Annotated in this window: 18 protein-coding genes; 11 read left to right on the forward strand and 7 right to left on the reverse strand. The window is 57.2% G+C overall.

Annotation, left to right across the window (positions count from 1 at the left end; all coding sequences use genetic code 11):
* Position 1: 1 nt before the first annotated feature.
* Positions 2-1,045, reverse strand: coding sequence for a uroporphyrinogen decarboxylase (gene hemE / locus P0D52_RS14095; RefSeq protein ID WP_394693281.1), 1,044 nt, complete (start codon positions 1,043-1,045; stop codon positions 2-4).
* 434 nt (positions 1,046-1,479) lie between these two features.
* Between hemE and P0D52_RS14100 the strand changes: the two genes are divergently transcribed.
* The 5 genes from P0D52_RS14100 to dnaQ are packed head-to-tail and all read left to right on the forward strand — an operon-like array spanning position 1,480 to position 5,034.
* Complete coding sequence (locus tag P0D52_RS14100) at positions 1,480-2,316, forward strand: pyruvate, water dikinase regulatory protein (protein ID WP_394693282.1); 837 nt, start codon at positions 1,480-1,482, stop codon at positions 2,314-2,316.
* The gene (locus P0D52_RS14105; RefSeq protein ID WP_394693283.1) at positions 2,313-2,900 is read left to right on the forward strand and encodes a Maf family protein; all 588 of its coding nucleotides are present in this window, start codon (positions 2,313-2,315) and stop codon (positions 2,898-2,900) included. Before P0D52_RS14100 ends, P0D52_RS14105 begins: the two co-directional genes overlap by 4 nt.
* On the forward strand, positions 2,897-3,727 hold the full coding sequence (locus tag P0D52_RS14110) for a shikimate dehydrogenase family protein (RefSeq protein WP_394693284.1): 831 nt from the start codon (positions 2,897-2,899) through the stop codon (positions 3,725-3,727). The genes P0D52_RS14105 and P0D52_RS14110 overlap by 4 nt, the downstream gene beginning before the upstream one ends.
* Positions 3,724-4,338: a dephospho-CoA kinase gene (gene coaE / locus P0D52_RS14115; RefSeq protein ID WP_394693285.1), complete on the forward strand. Its 615-nt coding sequence runs from the start codon at positions 3,724-3,726 to the stop codon at positions 4,336-4,338. The genes P0D52_RS14110 and coaE overlap by 4 nt, the downstream gene beginning before the upstream one ends.
* A gap of 3 nt (positions 4,339-4,341) precedes the next feature.
* Positions 4,342-5,034: a DNA polymerase III subunit epsilon gene (dnaQ, locus tag P0D52_RS14120; RefSeq protein ID WP_394693286.1), complete on the forward strand. Its 693-nt coding sequence runs from the start codon at positions 4,342-4,344 to the stop codon at positions 5,032-5,034.
* Between the two features lie 9 nt (positions 5,035-5,043).
* Here dnaQ and secB read toward each other — a convergent pair whose 3' ends face one another.
* Positions 5,044-5,562 (reverse strand): protein-export chaperone SecB, encoded by a 519-nt coding sequence (gene secB, locus P0D52_RS14125; RefSeq protein ID WP_394693287.1) that lies wholly within the window; start codon positions 5,560-5,562, stop codon positions 5,044-5,046.
* Between the two features lie 171 nt (positions 5,563-5,733).
* On the opposite strand from secB, the gene P0D52_RS14130 reads away from it, so the two are divergent.
* The 3 genes from P0D52_RS14130 (at position 5,734) to P0D52_RS14140 (ending at position 8,058) form a co-directional block, all read left to right on the forward strand.
* Positions 5,734-6,336: a Tim44/TimA family putative adaptor protein gene (locus P0D52_RS14130; protein WP_394693288.1), complete on the forward strand. Its 603-nt coding sequence runs from the start codon at positions 5,734-5,736 to the stop codon at positions 6,334-6,336.
* Positions 6,337-6,562: 226 nt separating this feature from the next.
* On the forward strand, positions 6,563-7,519 hold the full coding sequence (locus P0D52_RS14135; protein WP_394693289.1) for a murein transglycosylase A: 957 nt from the start codon (positions 6,563-6,565) through the stop codon (positions 7,517-7,519).
* Positions 7,516-8,058: a Smr/MutS family protein gene (locus P0D52_RS14140; RefSeq protein WP_394693290.1), complete on the forward strand. Its 543-nt coding sequence runs from the start codon at positions 7,516-7,518 to the stop codon at positions 8,056-8,058. The genes P0D52_RS14135 and P0D52_RS14140 overlap by 4 nt, the downstream gene beginning before the upstream one ends.
* Here the strand turns inward: P0D52_RS14140 and hslU are convergent.
* A complete protein-coding gene (hslU, locus tag P0D52_RS14145) occupies positions 8,055-9,359 on the reverse strand; it encodes an ATP-dependent protease ATPase subunit HslU (RefSeq protein WP_394693291.1) in 1,305 nt (434 codons plus the stop codon). The two genes, P0D52_RS14140 and hslU, sit on opposite strands and share 4 nt — an antisense overlap.
* An 85-nt stretch (positions 9,360-9,444) precedes the next feature.
* Here hslU and P0D52_RS14150 point away from each other — a divergent pair, with 85 nt between their 5' ends.
* The gene (locus P0D52_RS14150; protein ID WP_394693292.1) at positions 9,445-9,876 is read left to right on the forward strand and encodes a VOC family protein; all 432 of its coding nucleotides are present in this window, start codon (positions 9,445-9,447) and stop codon (positions 9,874-9,876) included.
* On the opposite strand, the gene hslV is transcribed toward P0D52_RS14150, so the two are convergent.
* The 3 genes from hslV to P0D52_RS14165 all read right to left on the reverse strand — a co-directional run bounded on the left by hslV (position 9,877) and on the right by P0D52_RS14165 (position 13,835).
* Entirely contained in the window at positions 9,877-10,437 is a 561-nt protein-coding gene (gene hslV, locus P0D52_RS14155; protein WP_394693293.1) for an ATP-dependent protease subunit HslV, read from the reverse strand. It lies immediately after the preceding gene.
* A gap of 64 nt (positions 10,438-10,501) precedes the next feature.
* Complete coding sequence (locus tag P0D52_RS14160) at positions 10,502-12,601, reverse strand: putative bifunctional diguanylate cyclase/phosphodiesterase (RefSeq protein ID WP_394693294.1); 2,100 nt, start codon at positions 12,599-12,601, stop codon at positions 10,502-10,504.
* 229 nt (positions 12,602-12,830) lie between these two features.
* On the reverse strand, positions 12,831-13,835 hold the full coding sequence (locus P0D52_RS14165) for an adenosine kinase (protein WP_394693295.1): 1,005 nt from the start codon (positions 13,833-13,835) through the stop codon (positions 12,831-12,833).
* A gap of 110 nt (positions 13,836-13,945) precedes the next feature.
* On the opposite strand from P0D52_RS14165, the gene P0D52_RS14170 reads away from it, so the two are divergent.
* Together P0D52_RS14170 and P0D52_RS14175 are read left to right on the forward strand one after the other, a co-directional pair.
* Positions 13,946-14,839: a RimK family alpha-L-glutamate ligase gene (locus tag P0D52_RS14170; protein WP_394693296.1), complete on the forward strand. Its 894-nt coding sequence runs from the start codon at positions 13,946-13,948 to the stop codon at positions 14,837-14,839.
* 60 nt (positions 14,840-14,899) lie between these two features.
* Positions 14,900-15,367, forward strand: a complete 468-nt coding sequence (locus P0D52_RS14175) for a DUF6438 domain-containing protein (protein WP_394693297.1) — start codon at positions 14,900-14,902, stop codon at positions 15,365-15,367.
* Here the strand turns inward: P0D52_RS14175 and nth are convergent.
* Positions 15,364-16,026: an endonuclease III gene (gene nth, locus P0D52_RS14180; protein ID WP_394693298.1), complete on the reverse strand. Its 663-nt coding sequence runs from the start codon at positions 16,024-16,026 to the stop codon at positions 15,364-15,366. The genes P0D52_RS14175 and nth overlap by 4 nt on opposite strands.
* Positions 16,027-16,059 lie beyond the last annotated feature (33 nt).

The following is a 16,059-nucleotide window of genomic DNA, read 5'->3' on the forward strand; positions in this document are numbered from 1 at the left end:
CCTAATCGCCTCTGATTTTCCGGACGAGTTGCTCGACGTGTGCAATGGGGACATCCGGTGTTATGCCATGGCCCAGATTGAAAATATGCGGCCGGCCCCGAAAGGCTGAAATGATACGCTCGACTTCTCCGTCAAGCGCATCACCGCCGGCGCGCAATACGGCGGGATCAAGATGGCCTTGCAATGGCAGATCTTCGGGCAGATTTTCGAGAGCCCATTGCGTATTCAAGCCATGATCCAGCGCGAGGGCTGTCACGCCTGTCTGTTCTGCATAGGCCAGATAATTCGGCCCGGCGCCTTTGGGGAAACCCATAACCGGACAGGCAATACCTGCTGCGCGCAAACCGTCAACGATGCGCCGGGTGGGACGGATAACAACGTCTTCGAACATGGGCGGCGGCAAACCCTCGGCCCAGCTATCAAACAATTTGAGAACTTCGGCACCCGCATTGGCCTGCATGACCAGATACCGGATGGTGGCATCGGCAATCAGGTTCAGGAGTTTTTCCATGGCTTCCGGATTTTCCCAATACATCCGCCGCGCATTCCAGCGATCCTTGGAACCGCCACCCTCAATCATATAGGTCGCAACCGTCCAGGGTGACCCGGCAAAACCGATAAGGGTGGTTTCCTCTGGAAGTGCTACCGAAAGATTGGCAACGGTCTGACCCACAGGACCCAGTATGCCTTCGACATCTCCAATCTCGAGCGACGCAATGTCATCTGCTGTCAACGGATCGAGCTTGGGTCCCTCGCCCGCAACAAACCACACTTTCCGTCCCAAAGTCATTGGAATCAATAGAATATCCGCAAACAGAATAGATCCATCAAATCCGAACCGGCGAATAGGCTGGAGCGTGACTTCTGTTGCCTTTTCAGGGGTCAGGCAGAAGTCAATGAAGTTCTTTGCGGTCGAACGAACCTCGCGGTATTCCGGCAAGTAGCGCCCGGCCTGACGCATGAGCCATACCGGTGGTCTGTCGAGTGCTTCACCAGCGAGAACTTTCAAAATCTGTTTCGTCATGATCGGAGGGTTAGGGGGCAATATCGCTGAAGGCAATCCGCGTTAATCACTTCTCCCCTCTTCTTTCAGAATCCTTTTTGATGATTTGAGAGAGTCGTTGGGCCGTTAACTATGTGGGCAAGTCGGTTTTCCACGATATTCACGCAATCCTGACCTATTTGTTAAAATCAGAACCGGATTCTGTTCGCAAAAGTGGAAAAATCTGAATATTATTTCTTATCAATAAGATAAGTATCATATTGCTGTGAATTCTATCTGTAGAAACGAGGCTTCATTGTGAGTAAATGTCCTGGGCAGCGTGTTTTCCCGCCAGTTGTGCCACCTGTGAATTCGCGATGGACATAAGCGGCCGATTTCCCCGATGATCGGAGATGAGACAAATTCACTCAGGCGCCTGTTAACGAGTCCCTGACTTGTTAACACATCATTAACCTCTGTCCGGACCGATAGCTTCCATGCCCAAGTCCAATTCAACCCCACGCAGTTTCCATGTTCACCTCGTTTCCGATTCAACCGGCGAAACGCTGGGAGAAGTGATGCGGGCCTCTGTCGCGCAGTTCGAAGATGTTGAAATGATCGAACATCTTTATGCGCTCGTGCGTTCGCCGCGTCAGCTTGACCGGGTCCTGCAGGAGATCGAGCGGGCGCCTGGCGTGGTAATGTATACGATTGTGTCATCGGATATGCGGCGGCGCCTGGAAGACCATTGCCAGAAAGTCGGTGTGCCCGCGATTGCCATTCTCGATCCCATCATAGCAACCCTGTCCGGCTATCTGGCCATGCCCCCCTCAAGCCGGGCAGGAGCGCAGCATGATCTTGATGCGCAATATTATGAGCGGATTGAAGCCCTGAATTACGCGATCATGCACGATGATGGCCAGGGTGGAGATCTGGAAGGTGCCGATGTTGTGCTTCTGGGCGTCAGCCGGACGTCAAAAACGCCGACCTGTATCTATCTTGCTCATCGCGGCGTCAAAGCCGCCAATATCCCGCTTGTGCGGGGCGCGATGGAACCGGTCGGGATTGAAAAACTGAATAAGCCGCTGGTTGTCGGGCTGACCGCGTCGCCCGAACGCATTGTCCAGATCCGCCGCAACCGGCTTCTCTCGCTCAACGAGGACCGGGATACCGAATACGTCGATGATACAACGGTGAAGGATGAAATCATTACGGCGAAACGATTATATGCCCGCCATGGATGGCCAACGATTGATGTGACGCGCAGATCGGTTGAGGAAACGGCGGCAAAAATCCTGAATCTGGTCAATGAGCGGAAGGCGAAACTGAAATGACCCCGCTGGTTCTGGCGTCCGGCAGCGTTATCCGCCGGCAGATACTCGAAGGCGCTGGCGTGCCATTTCAGGTACAAACCTCCGGCGTAGACGAAGATGCCATCAAGGCGGCTTCGCTGAATCTCGGCCCGTCCGCACTCGCCGTTCAACTGGCCGAAGCCAAGGCCCGGGCTGTGACTGTGCCGGAGAATGGGCTCGTGCTTGGTGCGGATCAAATCCTCAGCCTGGAGGGGTCACTTTATGACAAGGCCAGGTCCCGAGAGGAGGCTCGGGAACGCCTTTCGCGGCTGCGGGGGAGAACGCATATTCTTCATTCAGGCCTTGCCGCTGTGCGAAATGGAAAAACCATCTGGACCCATTCGCAGGATAGTTATCTGACGGTCCGCGATTTTTCTGACGCCTTTCTCGATCAATATATGGAAATAGCCGGTGGCGAGCTTACCGCCAGTGTGGGAGCCTATGCCTTTGAAGGCCTAGGGGCCCAGATTTTCGAGAAAATTGAAGGCGATTATTACGCCATTCTCGGATTGCCGCTTTTACCCGTTTTGAGCCTGCTGCGCCGCGAAGGCGTCATAATGGCATGATTACCGGCCGCACCCGTATTGCCGGTGTGATGGGCGCACCAGTGATACATTCACTCTCGCCACTTCTCATGAATAGCTGGATTGCGGCCGCCGGGCTGGATGCGGCCTATTTGCCATTCCCCGCCGTCAATGATTTTTCCGTGAGCGGTTTCCGGGCTTTAGGCGAGTCCGGGCTTGCAGGGCTCAATATCACCTTGCCATTCAAGACGCTTGCTGCGGAAAATGCGGACACTCGCTCTTCCAGTGTCGAAGCAACAGGTGCCGCCAATCTTCTGATTTTCAGCGATGGGACAATCGAGGCCCGGAATACCGATATTGAGGGTATTCATTATGCGCTGTCTGAAAGCGGACAAGGCTTCAAGGGTCGTTCTGTTCTGGTATTGGGTGCAGGCGGCGTCGCGCGCGCGGCCTGTGCGGCCGCCCGTCAGGACAATGCATCGGAGCTTGTTGTTTCAAATCGCACACAGGCAAATGCTGACAGGCTGGCCAGGGATTTTGACGCCAGGAGTGTCGACTGGTCTGAACGCCAGATAGGTGCCGAGTCGGCGGATATCATTATCAATGCCACGAGTCTGGGCATGGATGGTCGGTCCAGCCCGGATATCGATTTTTCAAGATGTAAGAACGAAGCGGTCGTGTTTGATACGGTCTATACTCCGGCCCGGCGGCCGTTTACGGACTCAGCCAGATCGGCCGGTCTTGTTGTGATCGATGGCCTATCCATGTTGATTGGACAGGCGCGCCCCTCTTTTAAAGCGCTTTTCGGATCAAACGTGCCGGATTCCATAGATGCAGAGACGCTTCTCAGGAAGGCTTTGGGTTCATGAGTGTCTATAAACTCGGTCTGACCGGTTCCATCGGTATGGGAAAATCGACAACGGCATCCATGTTTCGCGATGCCGGAATACCCGTTTTTGATTCTGATGCCGTGGTTCACGAGCTTTATGGACCGGGCGGCAAGGCGGTATCTCTTATCGAGACCGCCTTTCCGGGATGTATCGAGAATGGCGCGGTCTCGCGCGCAAAATTGTCAGCCGCTCTGGCGTCCGATCCCGGAGGATTTGACCGGCTCAACGCTATTGTTCACCCGCTTGTCGCGCAGACTCGTCATGAATTCCTCAGGCAGGCCGAACTTGAAGGCGAAGCACTTGTCGTTTTCGATATTCCGCTACTGTTTGAAACAGGCGGTGAGGCGGGCGTTGACGGCGTTCTTGTCGTCACTGCGCCGGCTGAAATTCAGCGCGATCGCGTTCTGGCTCGCGACGGCATGACGTTGGCCAAATACAATCAAATCCTGTCCCGACAGACACCGGATGCCGAAAAAAGACTGCGCGCCGACTTCATCATTGATACGTCAGAAGGTCTGGAAGCGGCCCGGAAAGCTGTGGATGATCTGATCTCGAAATTGAAGCACGAGACAAATCAGGCCAGTGACTAATCCATGCGAGAAATAGTCTTTGATACCGAAACAACCGGACTGGATCCACGCACCGGAGACCGGATTACCGAGCTGGGCTGCGTCGAGGTTGAGGATTTCATCCCAACGGGCCGCACCTGGCATTCCTATGTGAACCCGCAACGCAGTGTTCCGGAAAAAGTGACCGAAATCACCGGTCTGACGGCAGAGTTTCTGGCCGACAAGCCGCTCTTTGCCGAAATCGCCGATGGATTCCTGGAATTTGTCGGTGATGCCAATGTCGTGGCGCATAATGCGCCGTTCGACCGTGGCTTTATCAATATGGAGCTCGAGAAGATCGGTAAGCCCATTATCGCGAATGAACGCTGGGTGGACACCGTTGTCATGGCCCGCAAGAAATTTCCGGGAGCCCATGCATCTCTTGACGCCTTGTGCAAACGGTTTGGCGTCTCGCTTGAAACCCGCGACAAGCACGGCGCGATTATTGATGCGCTCTTGCTGGCCGATGTCTATCTGGAGCTCAATGGCGGCCGCGAACGGGCGCTCGATTTGTCCGGTGATAATGGCGAGTCTGGCGGACTGGTAGTCTTTCCGCCGCGGCCTGCGCGTTCGAAACCACTTGCAGCCCGCTTGTCGGAAATCGAGCGTGCGGCGCATCAGGAATTTGTCGAAACGCTGGGCGAGCGCCCGATCTGGAAACAGACCGGGCTGCTCTAATCCTTCCGGCTATTGAACCGGTGCGTCGCCATTCGGCGGTGTGGTACCGGCCGCGGCCTGTTGCTTGGCGAGTTGCTGGCGATAAAGACCTGCAAAATCGATAGGTTCCAGCATCAGTGGCGGGAAGCCTCCATCCCGCGTGGCATCGGCAAAAACGCGGCGCGCATACGGGAAGATCAGGCGCGGACATTCCACCAGAAGCATGGGTTGACGCGAGACATCGTCAAAGTTCACCAGATCAAACAGACCACAATAGGTCAGCTCGCAGATGAAAGTGGTCTCTTCACCCCTTTGTGCGCGGGCGGACATGATGATGGCGACCTCGTAGGAATTACCTTCAAGGGCCTTAGCCTGGACATCAATATTCAGATCAATACTAGGCTGCGTCTGGTTGGAGCGAAGCGTTGCCGGTGCGCCCGGATTCTCAAAGGACAAGTCCTTGATATATTGGGCCAGTATCCGCATCTGCGGCAGATTCTGCTCGTTATTCTGTGGCGGTGTCGCGCCGGTTTCTGGCGTATCGGCCATAATTGTCTCTCCAACCCGAAAGCGAAGGCCCGGCCTGTCCGGGCGGTCAAGGGAAGGCGCGCGGGTAACATGTGCGCGAGATCGGAGCAAGACAGTCGCTGCGGGCTGACTCACACTTCATGCCGCCCTATGTTAAGAGGAAAGTTCATTTAGCGGAGACTGAATCTTTCCATGGAGCTGATTACCCTCCTTATTGCCGCCGGTGCTGCAGCGTTTTTTGGCTATCGCCTTTACATGGTGTTGGGCCGGAAAACGGGCCATACGCCCGATTTGCGCCCGGTCACGCCCGCATCTGATGAAAACCAGCCTCCGAAGGAGCTATCTCCCGCCATGACAGAAGGCGAAGCAGCCTCAAAATGGGTGGTGGATATGGACCCGGCCCTCTTCATTGATGGTGCCCGGAAAGCCTATGCGCTGGTTGTCGAAGGTTTTGCCAAGGGCGATCGCGCGGCTCTGAAGCCGCTTTTGACCCCCAGGGTCTACAGCCGGTATGAGCAGGCGATTGCAGATCGTGAAAAACGTCAGCAGACCAACGTGACAGAAATTGACCGCATTGCTGAAAGCGAAATTCTTGAAAGCTTTCGGAATGGTCAGCTTTTCACCGTCAAAGTGCGTTTCAAGGCGGATATCTCAACGGAAACGAAAGATCAGGACGGGCAACGTGTTTCCGGTGATCTGACACGATTAAATACGGTTGAGGAGATCTGGACCTTTGAAAAGGATGCTGACAGCCGTGACCCGAACTGGAAGCTGGCGGGCGTCAAGACCGCTTAGCACCCTCGCGCTCTCGCTAATTCTATTGTCGTGCACGCCTCAAGACGGTGTCGAACCCGATTCTATTCCGGATTCGCCGCCGGACCCTGTCATAGAGTCCAGCCTGCAGTTTCAACGGCTGGACTGGTCTGACATTGCGTCCTGGCCGACGCTGGATCTTTCGCCCGCCTATTCGGCTTTTATTCGCTCCTGTGATTCAAACGCCCGCTTGCCAGCAGACACACCCATGTCCCCGCGCGCTCAAATCGGTGGGCGAGTGGGGGATTGGCAGAGCGTTTGCCGTGAGCGCGACGCCAATGACCCTCGCGCCTATTTCGAAACCCACTTTGTACCGGTGCGCATTTCCTCGACCGAAGCCGAATCCGGCCTTCTGACCGGCTATTATGAACCCGAGGTCGAGGTGCGCCGCACACGGCAGGGCGTGTTTACCCAGCCGGTTCGAGCGCGGCCCGATGATCTTCTTTCAGCAGATCTGGGTGCGTTTTCCGATGAGCTGGCCGGTCAAAGAGTGATGGGCCGCGTCGAGGGAAACCGTTTTGTGCCGTATCGGACCCGCGATGCCATCGAGATTGAAGACGCGGGTGAGCCTTTGGCCTGGGGCCGGCCAATCGATGTCTTCTTCCTGCAGATACAAGGGTCCGGACGGCTGGTCTTTCCGGATGGAGAAATCCTTCGCGCGGCCTTTGCCGCGCATAACGGCTTGCCTTATGCGTCAATCGGACGGGAATTGGTGGCGCGTGGCGAGCTGGAACTTCATCAGGCTTCGAAAGCCGGCATTGAGCGCTGGTTGAATGAAAATGGTCCGGATGCCACTGCGGAGCTCTTTGCTGTGAATCCCCGCTACGTTTTTTTTGGTCTGGAAAGCCTGCCCGATCCCGGACTCGGACCCCGCGGCGCTGCGGGATTGCCGCTGACGCCCATGGCCTCGATTGCCGTTGATCCGACCTTTCTGCCCTATGGCGTGCCGGTGGTTCTGAGTGCTGATTTGCCTGATGCGCCAGGCTGGCAAGGACTCATGGTGACGCAGGATACAGGTGGGGCAATACGCGGCCCGATGCGCGGAGACTTCTTCTATGGCTGGGGTGAGGAGGCCGAACGGCGGGCGGGTTCGACGCGGTCCCAGTCCGAATGGATCGTGCTCTTGCCCCATGCGGTTGCTGAATCCCTGCTTCAGCCGGCATGACAAGCCGGAGCTTGAAACCGGAAGAGCGCCAGATCTGGCGGAAGGTGACCAGAAGCGTGACGCCCTTGCACGTTTCCCGCGATGAGATGGAAGCGGAGCTGAGCGCGTCACCAAAACCTTCAGCAACAACCGGCCTTGGTCAAACCCGCCCGGCAACAAAGCCGAAACCGGTCATTCCCGTCGCAAAGCCGCCGCCAGCCGACCGGTCGGCAGAGAGAAGGCTTCGGCGTGGCCGGGTTGAAATTGATGCCCGGATTGATCTTCACGGCATGACGCAGACCGCGGCCCGCACGTCTCTCGGTCACTTTTTGCATGCGGCGCGATCTCGCGGATTTCGTGCTGTTCTGGTGATCACCGGAAAGGGAAAGGCCGGGGCCCGTAATCGTGAGCCGGGTGAGGAAGCGCCGGGCGTTATCCGCCGCCGTTTTCCGGAATGGCTGGCCGAGCCGGAACTACGTCACCTGGTCTCCGGGTATGCCAGTGCGCATCGCCGGCATGGCGGTGAAGGGGCATTTTACGTGATGATCCGAACAGGCTAGAGGATGAATTTCGACAGATCCGTGTCCGCTGCGAGTTCGCCAACGGTTTTGCGGACAAATTCGCGATCAATTTCGATGGTTTCGCCCGTGCGGTCGGAGGCTGTAAAGGAAATTTCTTCCACCAGTTTTTCCATCACGGTCTGAAGCCGTCTTGCACCGATATTTTCAACGCTTTCATTGACGGACGCCGCGAGCCCCGCAATTTCATCGATCGCCTCTTCCGTGAAATCGAGCGTGACGCCTTCGGTTCCCATCAACGCCGTATACTGCTTGATCAGGCTGGCTTCCGGTTCGGTCAGGATGCGCTTGAAATCGTCCTTGGTCAGAGCGCGGAGCTCCACCCGGATAGGCAACCGGCCCTGCAATTCCGGGAGCATGTCGGACGGCTTGGCGACGTGGAAGGCACCGGATGCGATAAACAGGATGTGGTCCGTCTTTACCGGCCCATGCTTGGTGGTCACCGTTGTCCCCTCGATCAGGGGCAACAGGTCGCGTTGCACGCCTTCGCGGCTGACATCCGCACCGCGGGCATCGGAACGCGCCGTGATCTTGTCGACCTCGTCTAGAAAGACGATGCCATCATTTTCGACCAGCCGGATGGCCTCGGTGGCAATTGCGCTTTCGTCGATCAGCTTGTCGGCTTCTTCTGCGATCAAGGGCTCGTAAGCCGCCTTGACCGTGGTGCGGATTTTCCTGGTCTTTCCGCCCATGCCCTTTCCGAACATGTCGGAGAGATTGAGAACGCCTGCTCCGCCGGGCATTCCCGGAATATCCAGTTGCTGAAAAGGCGACGTATTGTCAGCGAGATCAATCTCGATTTCCTTGTCGTCCAGCTCGCCATCGCGCAGTTTCTTGCGGAAGCTGTCTTTCGTGGCGTCGCTCGCTGTCGCACCGACCAATGCCTTCAGGACACGGTCTTCGGCCGCTTTGTGGGCCCGCGCGCGGACCCCTTCGCGCTTTTCATCCCGCACGAGACCAATAGCAATTTCAACGAGGTCTCTGGCAATCTGATCGACGTCCCGGCCGACATATCCGACTTCGGTGAATTTGGTGGCCTCGACCTTGAGGAAGGGGGCTTTTGCCAACTTGGCCAGACGGCGGGATATTTCGGTCTTGCCGACACCCGTGGGCCCGATCATCAGAATGTTTTTCGGCGTGACTTCCTCGCGCAGACCGGGTTCCAGCTGGCTCCGGCGCCAGCGATTTCGCAGCGCAATGGCGACGGCGCGTTTGGCGTCTTTCTGGCCGATGATGAAACGGTCGAGTTCCGAGACAATTTCGCGCGGAGAAAAATCAGTCATGGGCAGGGCGGTCTTTCCGGTTTAATTCTTCCAATCATGTAGTCTGCCATACCGGCTTCCACAAATCCCGCAGCTGAGGAAATTCATGTCAAACGACTCCCGCCCCCGGTTTCATCTGGCTTTTCCGGTTCATGATCTCGAAGCCGCGCGTGGCTTCTACGGCGGCCTTCTGGCCTGCCCGGAGGGCCGTGAAGACCCGGGTCAATGGATTGATTTCGATCTCTTTGGTCATCAGATTGTCGCGCACTTCGCGCCGGAAGAATGTAGCGGTGCGATTGCCAATGATGTCGATGGCAAGAAAGTCCCTGTCCGGCATTTCGGTTTGCTCATGGACTGGGCCGACTGGGAGAATCTGGCAGAGAGGCTGAAGACCGGCGGTGCTGATTTCCTGATCGAACCCTATGTGCGATTCCGGGGACAGGCCGGTGAGCAGGGCACGTTTTTTGTCATTGATCCCAGCGGGAATGCTCTGGAATTCAAGAGCTTCCGGAATGATGATCAGATATTCGCGCGCTGATCAGTCCGCCGAATTGATCACTTCTATCGTCAACTGATCGTTTGTGTAGACGCAAATTCGGGCCGCGATCGCCATCGCCTTGCGAGCGAGGGTTTCGGCATCGTCTTCATATTCGATGAGCGCACGCGCCGCGGACAGAGCGTAATTCCCGCCGGACCCGACGGCGACCACGCCTTCTTCCGGTTCAAGCACATCGCCCGCGCCGGTGATCAGAAAAGTGGCATCCCTGTCGCCCACGATCAGCATGGCATCGAGACGACGCAAATAACGATCTGTCCGCCAGTCCTTGGCCAGCTCGACGCAGGCACGGGCCAGATGGCCCGAATGCTTCTCAAGCTTGGATTCGAGCCGCTCGAAAAGGGCGAAGGCATCCGCTGTTGCGCCGGCAAAACCGGCAACAACTTTCCCGTCGGCCAGTCTCCTGACTTTCCTGGCGTTGCCCTTCATGATTGTGGGGCCGACAGAAACCTGACCATCACCTGCCAGAACAAATTTTCCACCCTTGCGGACGCCCAGAATTGTGGTGCCACGCCAACCAGGAGTGTTGTCGGTTTTTGTCATGAATTGCTCCGCACTTTATTCGCGCAGAGTCGGGGGGCGAAAACGTAACGTCAAGGCCCGATGATCAGGCGCTGACCGCCTTGATTTCATCAGCCAGGCTGTTTCGGGCATAGATTTCAAAATCTTCTGCCGGAACCGGTCTCGAGAAAAGGTAGCCCTGAGCCAGCGTAGCGCCGTCTTCCCGGAGGGCGGCCAGCTGTTCGGTTGTTTCCACGCCCTCGGCAACGGTTTTGAGTTTCAGCGCCTTGGCGAGCGCCAGAATGGTTTCAACCACGGCCCGCGAGTGCGGGTCTTGCGACATCGACCGGACAAAGCTCTGGTCAATCTTGAAGACGTCAAACGGCATCCGCGTCAGGTAAGACAGCGAGGAGTGACCCGTTCCGAAATCATCAATGGCGAATTTCACACCGCGATCGCGCAGGGGCTGGACCTGATCAATGACGCGTTGCGGATCCCGCATCGCAATGGATTCGGTAAGTTCGATTTCGAGCAATTCGGGGGGCAGGCCGGTATGCTCAAGAATTTCCATGACATTGTCGGCAAAGCCCGGCCGCTCGAACTGCATGGCCGAGACGTTGACCGCTACCGGCAGGCGCAATCCATGGCTGGCCCATTCTGCCGCCTGACGGCAGGCATTGCGCATGACCCAGTCGCCGATTTCGACGATCAGGCCGGATTCCTCGGCGGCTTCGATAAAGTGGCCGGGCGTCAGAAGCCCCGACGTCGGGTGGTTCCAGCGCACCAGCGCTTCCGACCCTTCGATAATACCGTCGCTCATCCGGACCTTTGGCTGGTAGAAAACGACGAGCTGATCCAGCTTGACGGCATCGCGCAGCTCATTCTCCAGAACCAGGCGTTCGAAAGCCGTCTGGTTCATTTTCGGTTCGAAGAAATGCGCGGCATTTCCGCCTGTTTCCTTGGCGTGCGCCATGGCCAGGTCGGCGTGACGCAACAGGCTTTCAGGTTCAGCGCCATCCTGTGGGAAGACGGCAATACCGACACTCACTCCCAGGAAAACCTGGTGACCGGACACATCAAAAGGCCGGCGAATGGCCGAGATGATTTGCTGGGCATAGCGGGCGACGTCAGCGGAATTCTCAACGTGAGGCACGAGAACGGTAAATTCGTCGCCACCCAGACGCGCGACCATTGAGGGCTCGCCTTCGCCGCCACGGGCGAGATCGTGTCCCCGGGCCGCTTCGCGCAAGCGCCTTGCGACCATCTCGAGCAGCTTGTCGCCTTCACCAATTCCCAGCGAGTCGTTGACGCGCTTGAACCGGTCGAGATCGAGAAAGAGCACAGCGCCGCTGGTTTCTTCTTCAACCGCATTGCGCGTGACGCGCTCCACTTCCTTGCGGAAGCGCTCGCGATTGGGCAATTCTGTCACCATGTCGACATAGGCAAGACGGTGAATCCGCTTCAGATTGGAATCGATCCGCGACAGCATGCGGTTGAAGGCATTCGCCAGGACCTCCAGCTCATCGCCGGTTTTCACATTGATACGCACATCGAGCGATTTGGAAGAGGCCGTGCGGGCCGCATCCGTCAGACGGGCAATCGGCCGTAGCGACCAGAAGACGAGTGCGCCGGCAATCGGCAAAAAGATCAACAGGGCAATGGTCGCTGTCAGGACGTGGCGCTGCAGGGAGGCACGCGAAGCGGCGTAAAGCTCGTCCATGGGCGACTGGGTATAGACAACGCCGACCAACCGGTTCGCGGCGCTGTAAACCGGAGCGGCGACATGCACCGCATTGCCTCTGATCTCCGAACGCGTTTCGCCCGACCCCAGCGCCATCACGACAAGCGGGTCCGTCGCCAGGCTGGACTGGCCAAATGCGGTTGGATCGCTGTGAACAAGTGTGCGGCGGCGCGCATCGGCAATGAATGCCTGGGTCACATCCGCGCGCTCCACAAGGCTGGATACACGCGATTGAAGGCGTGACCGATCGTCCGCCAGAATGTCATCAGAGACGTTGAGCGCGAGGATCTGAGCCTTCATCCCGGCGCGTTCGATCAGTACAGATTCATTTTCCTGGCGATCATTCCGGTTCTCGATCACGAGGAGGAATGTTGCCGTGCCGATCATGAGTAGAGCCGTCATGAAGGTAAACTTCATTACGAGCGAACGCATGAAACGTGAAATCAGGCTGTGAAGCGGTGCCATGGCGCGCCTTTGGTCAGCTGTTCCGGACCGGCGCAGACATGCAGCTTTCAGACGCAAAAAGGTCGTTCAAACCAATTGGAAACATGTCCTACCACCCGGAGATTTTTCTTCTCGTTGGGAGCAAGATGGCAGAAAGGGTTTGAAACACGGTTAAAACCGCAATCAGGTTTCGTTAACGGACTGAGGCAGCATTTGAAGAGTGCGGTTAACACCCGCGAAATACTTGGGATCAGTCCGACAATTCTATGCCTTTTGATTCAGCCAGGTCTTTCAGCCGGATATTCGGCCGCGCACCGATATGGGATATGATCTCGGCGGCAGCGATGGCGCCAAGCCGTCCCGAGGTTTCAAGATCAAGTCCTTTTGCCAGTCCGGTTAACATACCTGCTGCGAACAGATCGCCCGCGCCGGTCGTGTCGACAATCCGGCTCACCGGCTCGGCGGGAATCGCCAGCGCGTCTCCCTTGTCGATCAGGACCGCGCCTTTTTCCGAGCGTGTGATCGCAGCGATACGGGTTTCAGCCTTTACGGCGTCAAGCGCTGCATCGAAATTGTCGGTTTCGTATAGCGAAATCAGCTCTGCCTCGTTGGCAAACAGAATATCGACGTGATTGCGCACGAGTTGCCGGAAAGCGGCGCGGTGGCGATCAACGCAGAAGCTGTCGGACAGGGTCAGGGATGTGAGACGATTGGCGGCCTTGGCAATTTCTGCTGCTTTGACAAAAGCTTCCTTGGCCTCGTCGCGGTCAAACAGATAGCCTTCCAGATAGGTGATGCGGGCAGCCGCAATCTTGTCGGCATCAATATCGTCTTCCGAAAAGAACACCGATGCGCCCAGAAAGGTCGACATTGATCGTTGCGCGTCGGGTGTGACATTGATCAGGCAGCGTGCGGTCAAAGGCCCCTCACCCAGAGGCGCCGTCTTGTAGTCCACGCCGGCAGCATTCAGATCGTGGCGAAAAATTTCGCCGAGTTCATCGCCGGATACTTTTCCGATATAGGCGCCGCGTCCGCCGAAAGAGGCAATGCCCGCGAGCGTGTTGGCGGCAGAGCCTCCCGACACTTCCTTGCCGGGTGCCATGGCGGCGTAAAGCTCTTCGGCGCGGGCCTCATCAATCAGCGTCATCGCGCCTTTTTCAATATCTTGCTCGGTCAGAAAGGCATCATCGCAAGAGGCGATCACATCAACGATTGCGTTCCCGACACCGATCACATCATAGGCGTGCTGGCTCATTTTCGGCTCCTGCGCATTAACGCTAGCTGGCTTTTCTGCTCCGGCCTTAGCGCGGCCCCAACCGCGCGGCAAGCTTGCGGGCTGTGCTTGTGCGCGCTAACCGCTTGAACATGAAACGTGTCGCCTTTCTCACCGCCACCTGCATGCTGGAAGATCATGCCGATGCCCGCGAGGATGCGTGGGAACACACGCTCGAATTTGCCGCCCTTTCTTCCGCTTGCAAACATCGTCTGATCACGCTTGAGGAGCAGATCTGGGATGCGCCGGATCTTGATTTGTCCCCCTATGAAGCCGCGATCATCGGCACGTGTTGGGATTATATGGAGAAGCCGGACCTTTTCCTTGAAACCCTGGACAAGCTCGGTGCAACAACCCGTTTGCTCAATCCGGTCGGCACGATCAAGTGGAATTCCGACAAATCCTATCTGCGCAATCTGAGTGATCAGGGCATTGCCACCATTCCGACGGTCTGGGCCGATAGGGCGGATGAGCGGTCAATCCGGAGCGCTTTTGATACGCTGGGCGCGGACGATGTCGTCATCAAACCGCGCATCGGGGCCAGTGCCTGGCGGCAAGCGCGGCTGAAAAGGAGCGATCCGATACCAGATGCTGCGGCATTGCCGCCGTCCGCCTGTCTTATCCAGCCCTTTTTGAAGGCTGCAGAAAGCGAAGGCGAGCTTACCCTCTTATTCTTTGACCGCGTTTTCTCTCATGGGCTCGTCAAGAAACCCAAGGCGGGGGATTACCGCACGCAGTCCATGTATGGCGCCAAAGAAGAGAAGGCCGATCCCCCGGAAGATGCTCTGGCGGTTGCTCATGCGGCGCTTGAGTCGGTTGCAGGTCCGCTACTCTATGCCCGTGTCGATCTGATGCGCGGCGCTGATGGGGGGTGGAAGGTGATGGAGCTGGAATTGATCGAGCCCTATCTCTATCCGGAACAGGGTGAGTATATGGGCGCGCATTTTTCGGCAGCGCTTGACCGGTTGTTAGCAAACCCGGCGTGAATGCCATGACTTTGCCGCGGTTCTGCGGCAGGATGGTGAAAATCACCCGGAGGACATTCGATGCGTCTCTTTTTGCTGACCATTTCGCTTTTTGCTCTCGCCGCCTGTGCGACGACTTCCAACAATAGTCAGTCGATCCAGATTTCAGAGGGGGCCTGCTTTGGCCAATGCCCGATCTATGATGTGACGATCACGCCGGATGATCATTATCTGCTGAATGGCGAGCGCTTTACTCGGGTCAATGGTTTTTCCGAGGGCGACCTGGACGCCGGCAGCTATGCGCGGATGGAGGATTTGCTGGAGAATGCCGATTTCTTCGACCTCCCGGCCGAATTCACCTTCAACAATCCCGATGTCTGCCCCGGCCCGCCCTTGTCGGACATGCCCAGCATAACAATCACCTGGACCAATCGCCGGGGGTCGCACACCGTGCTCTGGTATCAGGGCTGCAATAACGCGACGATGCGGGATTTGCGGGATGGTCTGCGGGATGCGTTCGACTATGAAAGCATAGTGCGACCCGGCTAGGCGGGCGTTTTCGCGTCATACCGGCAAAGATCGGCAATGGCGCAATTCCCACAATCCGGTTTGCGCGCCTTGCAGGTATAGCGACCGTGCAGGATCAGCCAGTGGTGGGCGCCTTTCAGATATTGCGCGGGGATGATTTTTTCGAGCTTCAGCTCGACCTCAAGCGGGTTTTTGCCCGGCGCCAGATTTGTCCGGTTGGAGACCCGGAAAATATGGGTATCGACGGCGATGGTTGGTTCGCCAAAGGCCTCATTCATCACAACATTTGCGGTCTTGCGCCCGACGCCCGGGAGGCGCTCCAGCGCCTCGCGGGTTTGCGGAACCTCGCCCCCGAACTCCTCAAGGATCATTTTCGACAAGGCGAATACATTCTTTGCCTTGTTACGAAAGAGGCCGATCGTCTTGATGTGCTCGCGAATCGCGTCCTCACCCAGTGCCACCATCTTCTCCGGCGTGTCGGCGGCCTCAAACAGTTTTCGCGTGGCCTTGTTGACGCCGACATCGGTGGCTTGCGCTGACAGGGCGACGGCCACAACCAGTGTGAATGGATTGACGTAATCGAGTTCGGTTTGCGGCTCCGGCCGGACTTCTGCAAGGCGGGCGAAGAGGTCTGTCGCTTCTTCGGTTGTGAACGGGGCCGGTTTCTTCTTGCGGGGCATGGAGGCGGAATAGACTGGCGCGGCGCCTTCGCC

It is taken from the genome of Hyphobacterium sp., from assembly GCF_043584775.1.
Classification (GTDB): Bacteria; Pseudomonadota; Alphaproteobacteria; order Caulobacterales; family Maricaulaceae; genus Hyphobacterium.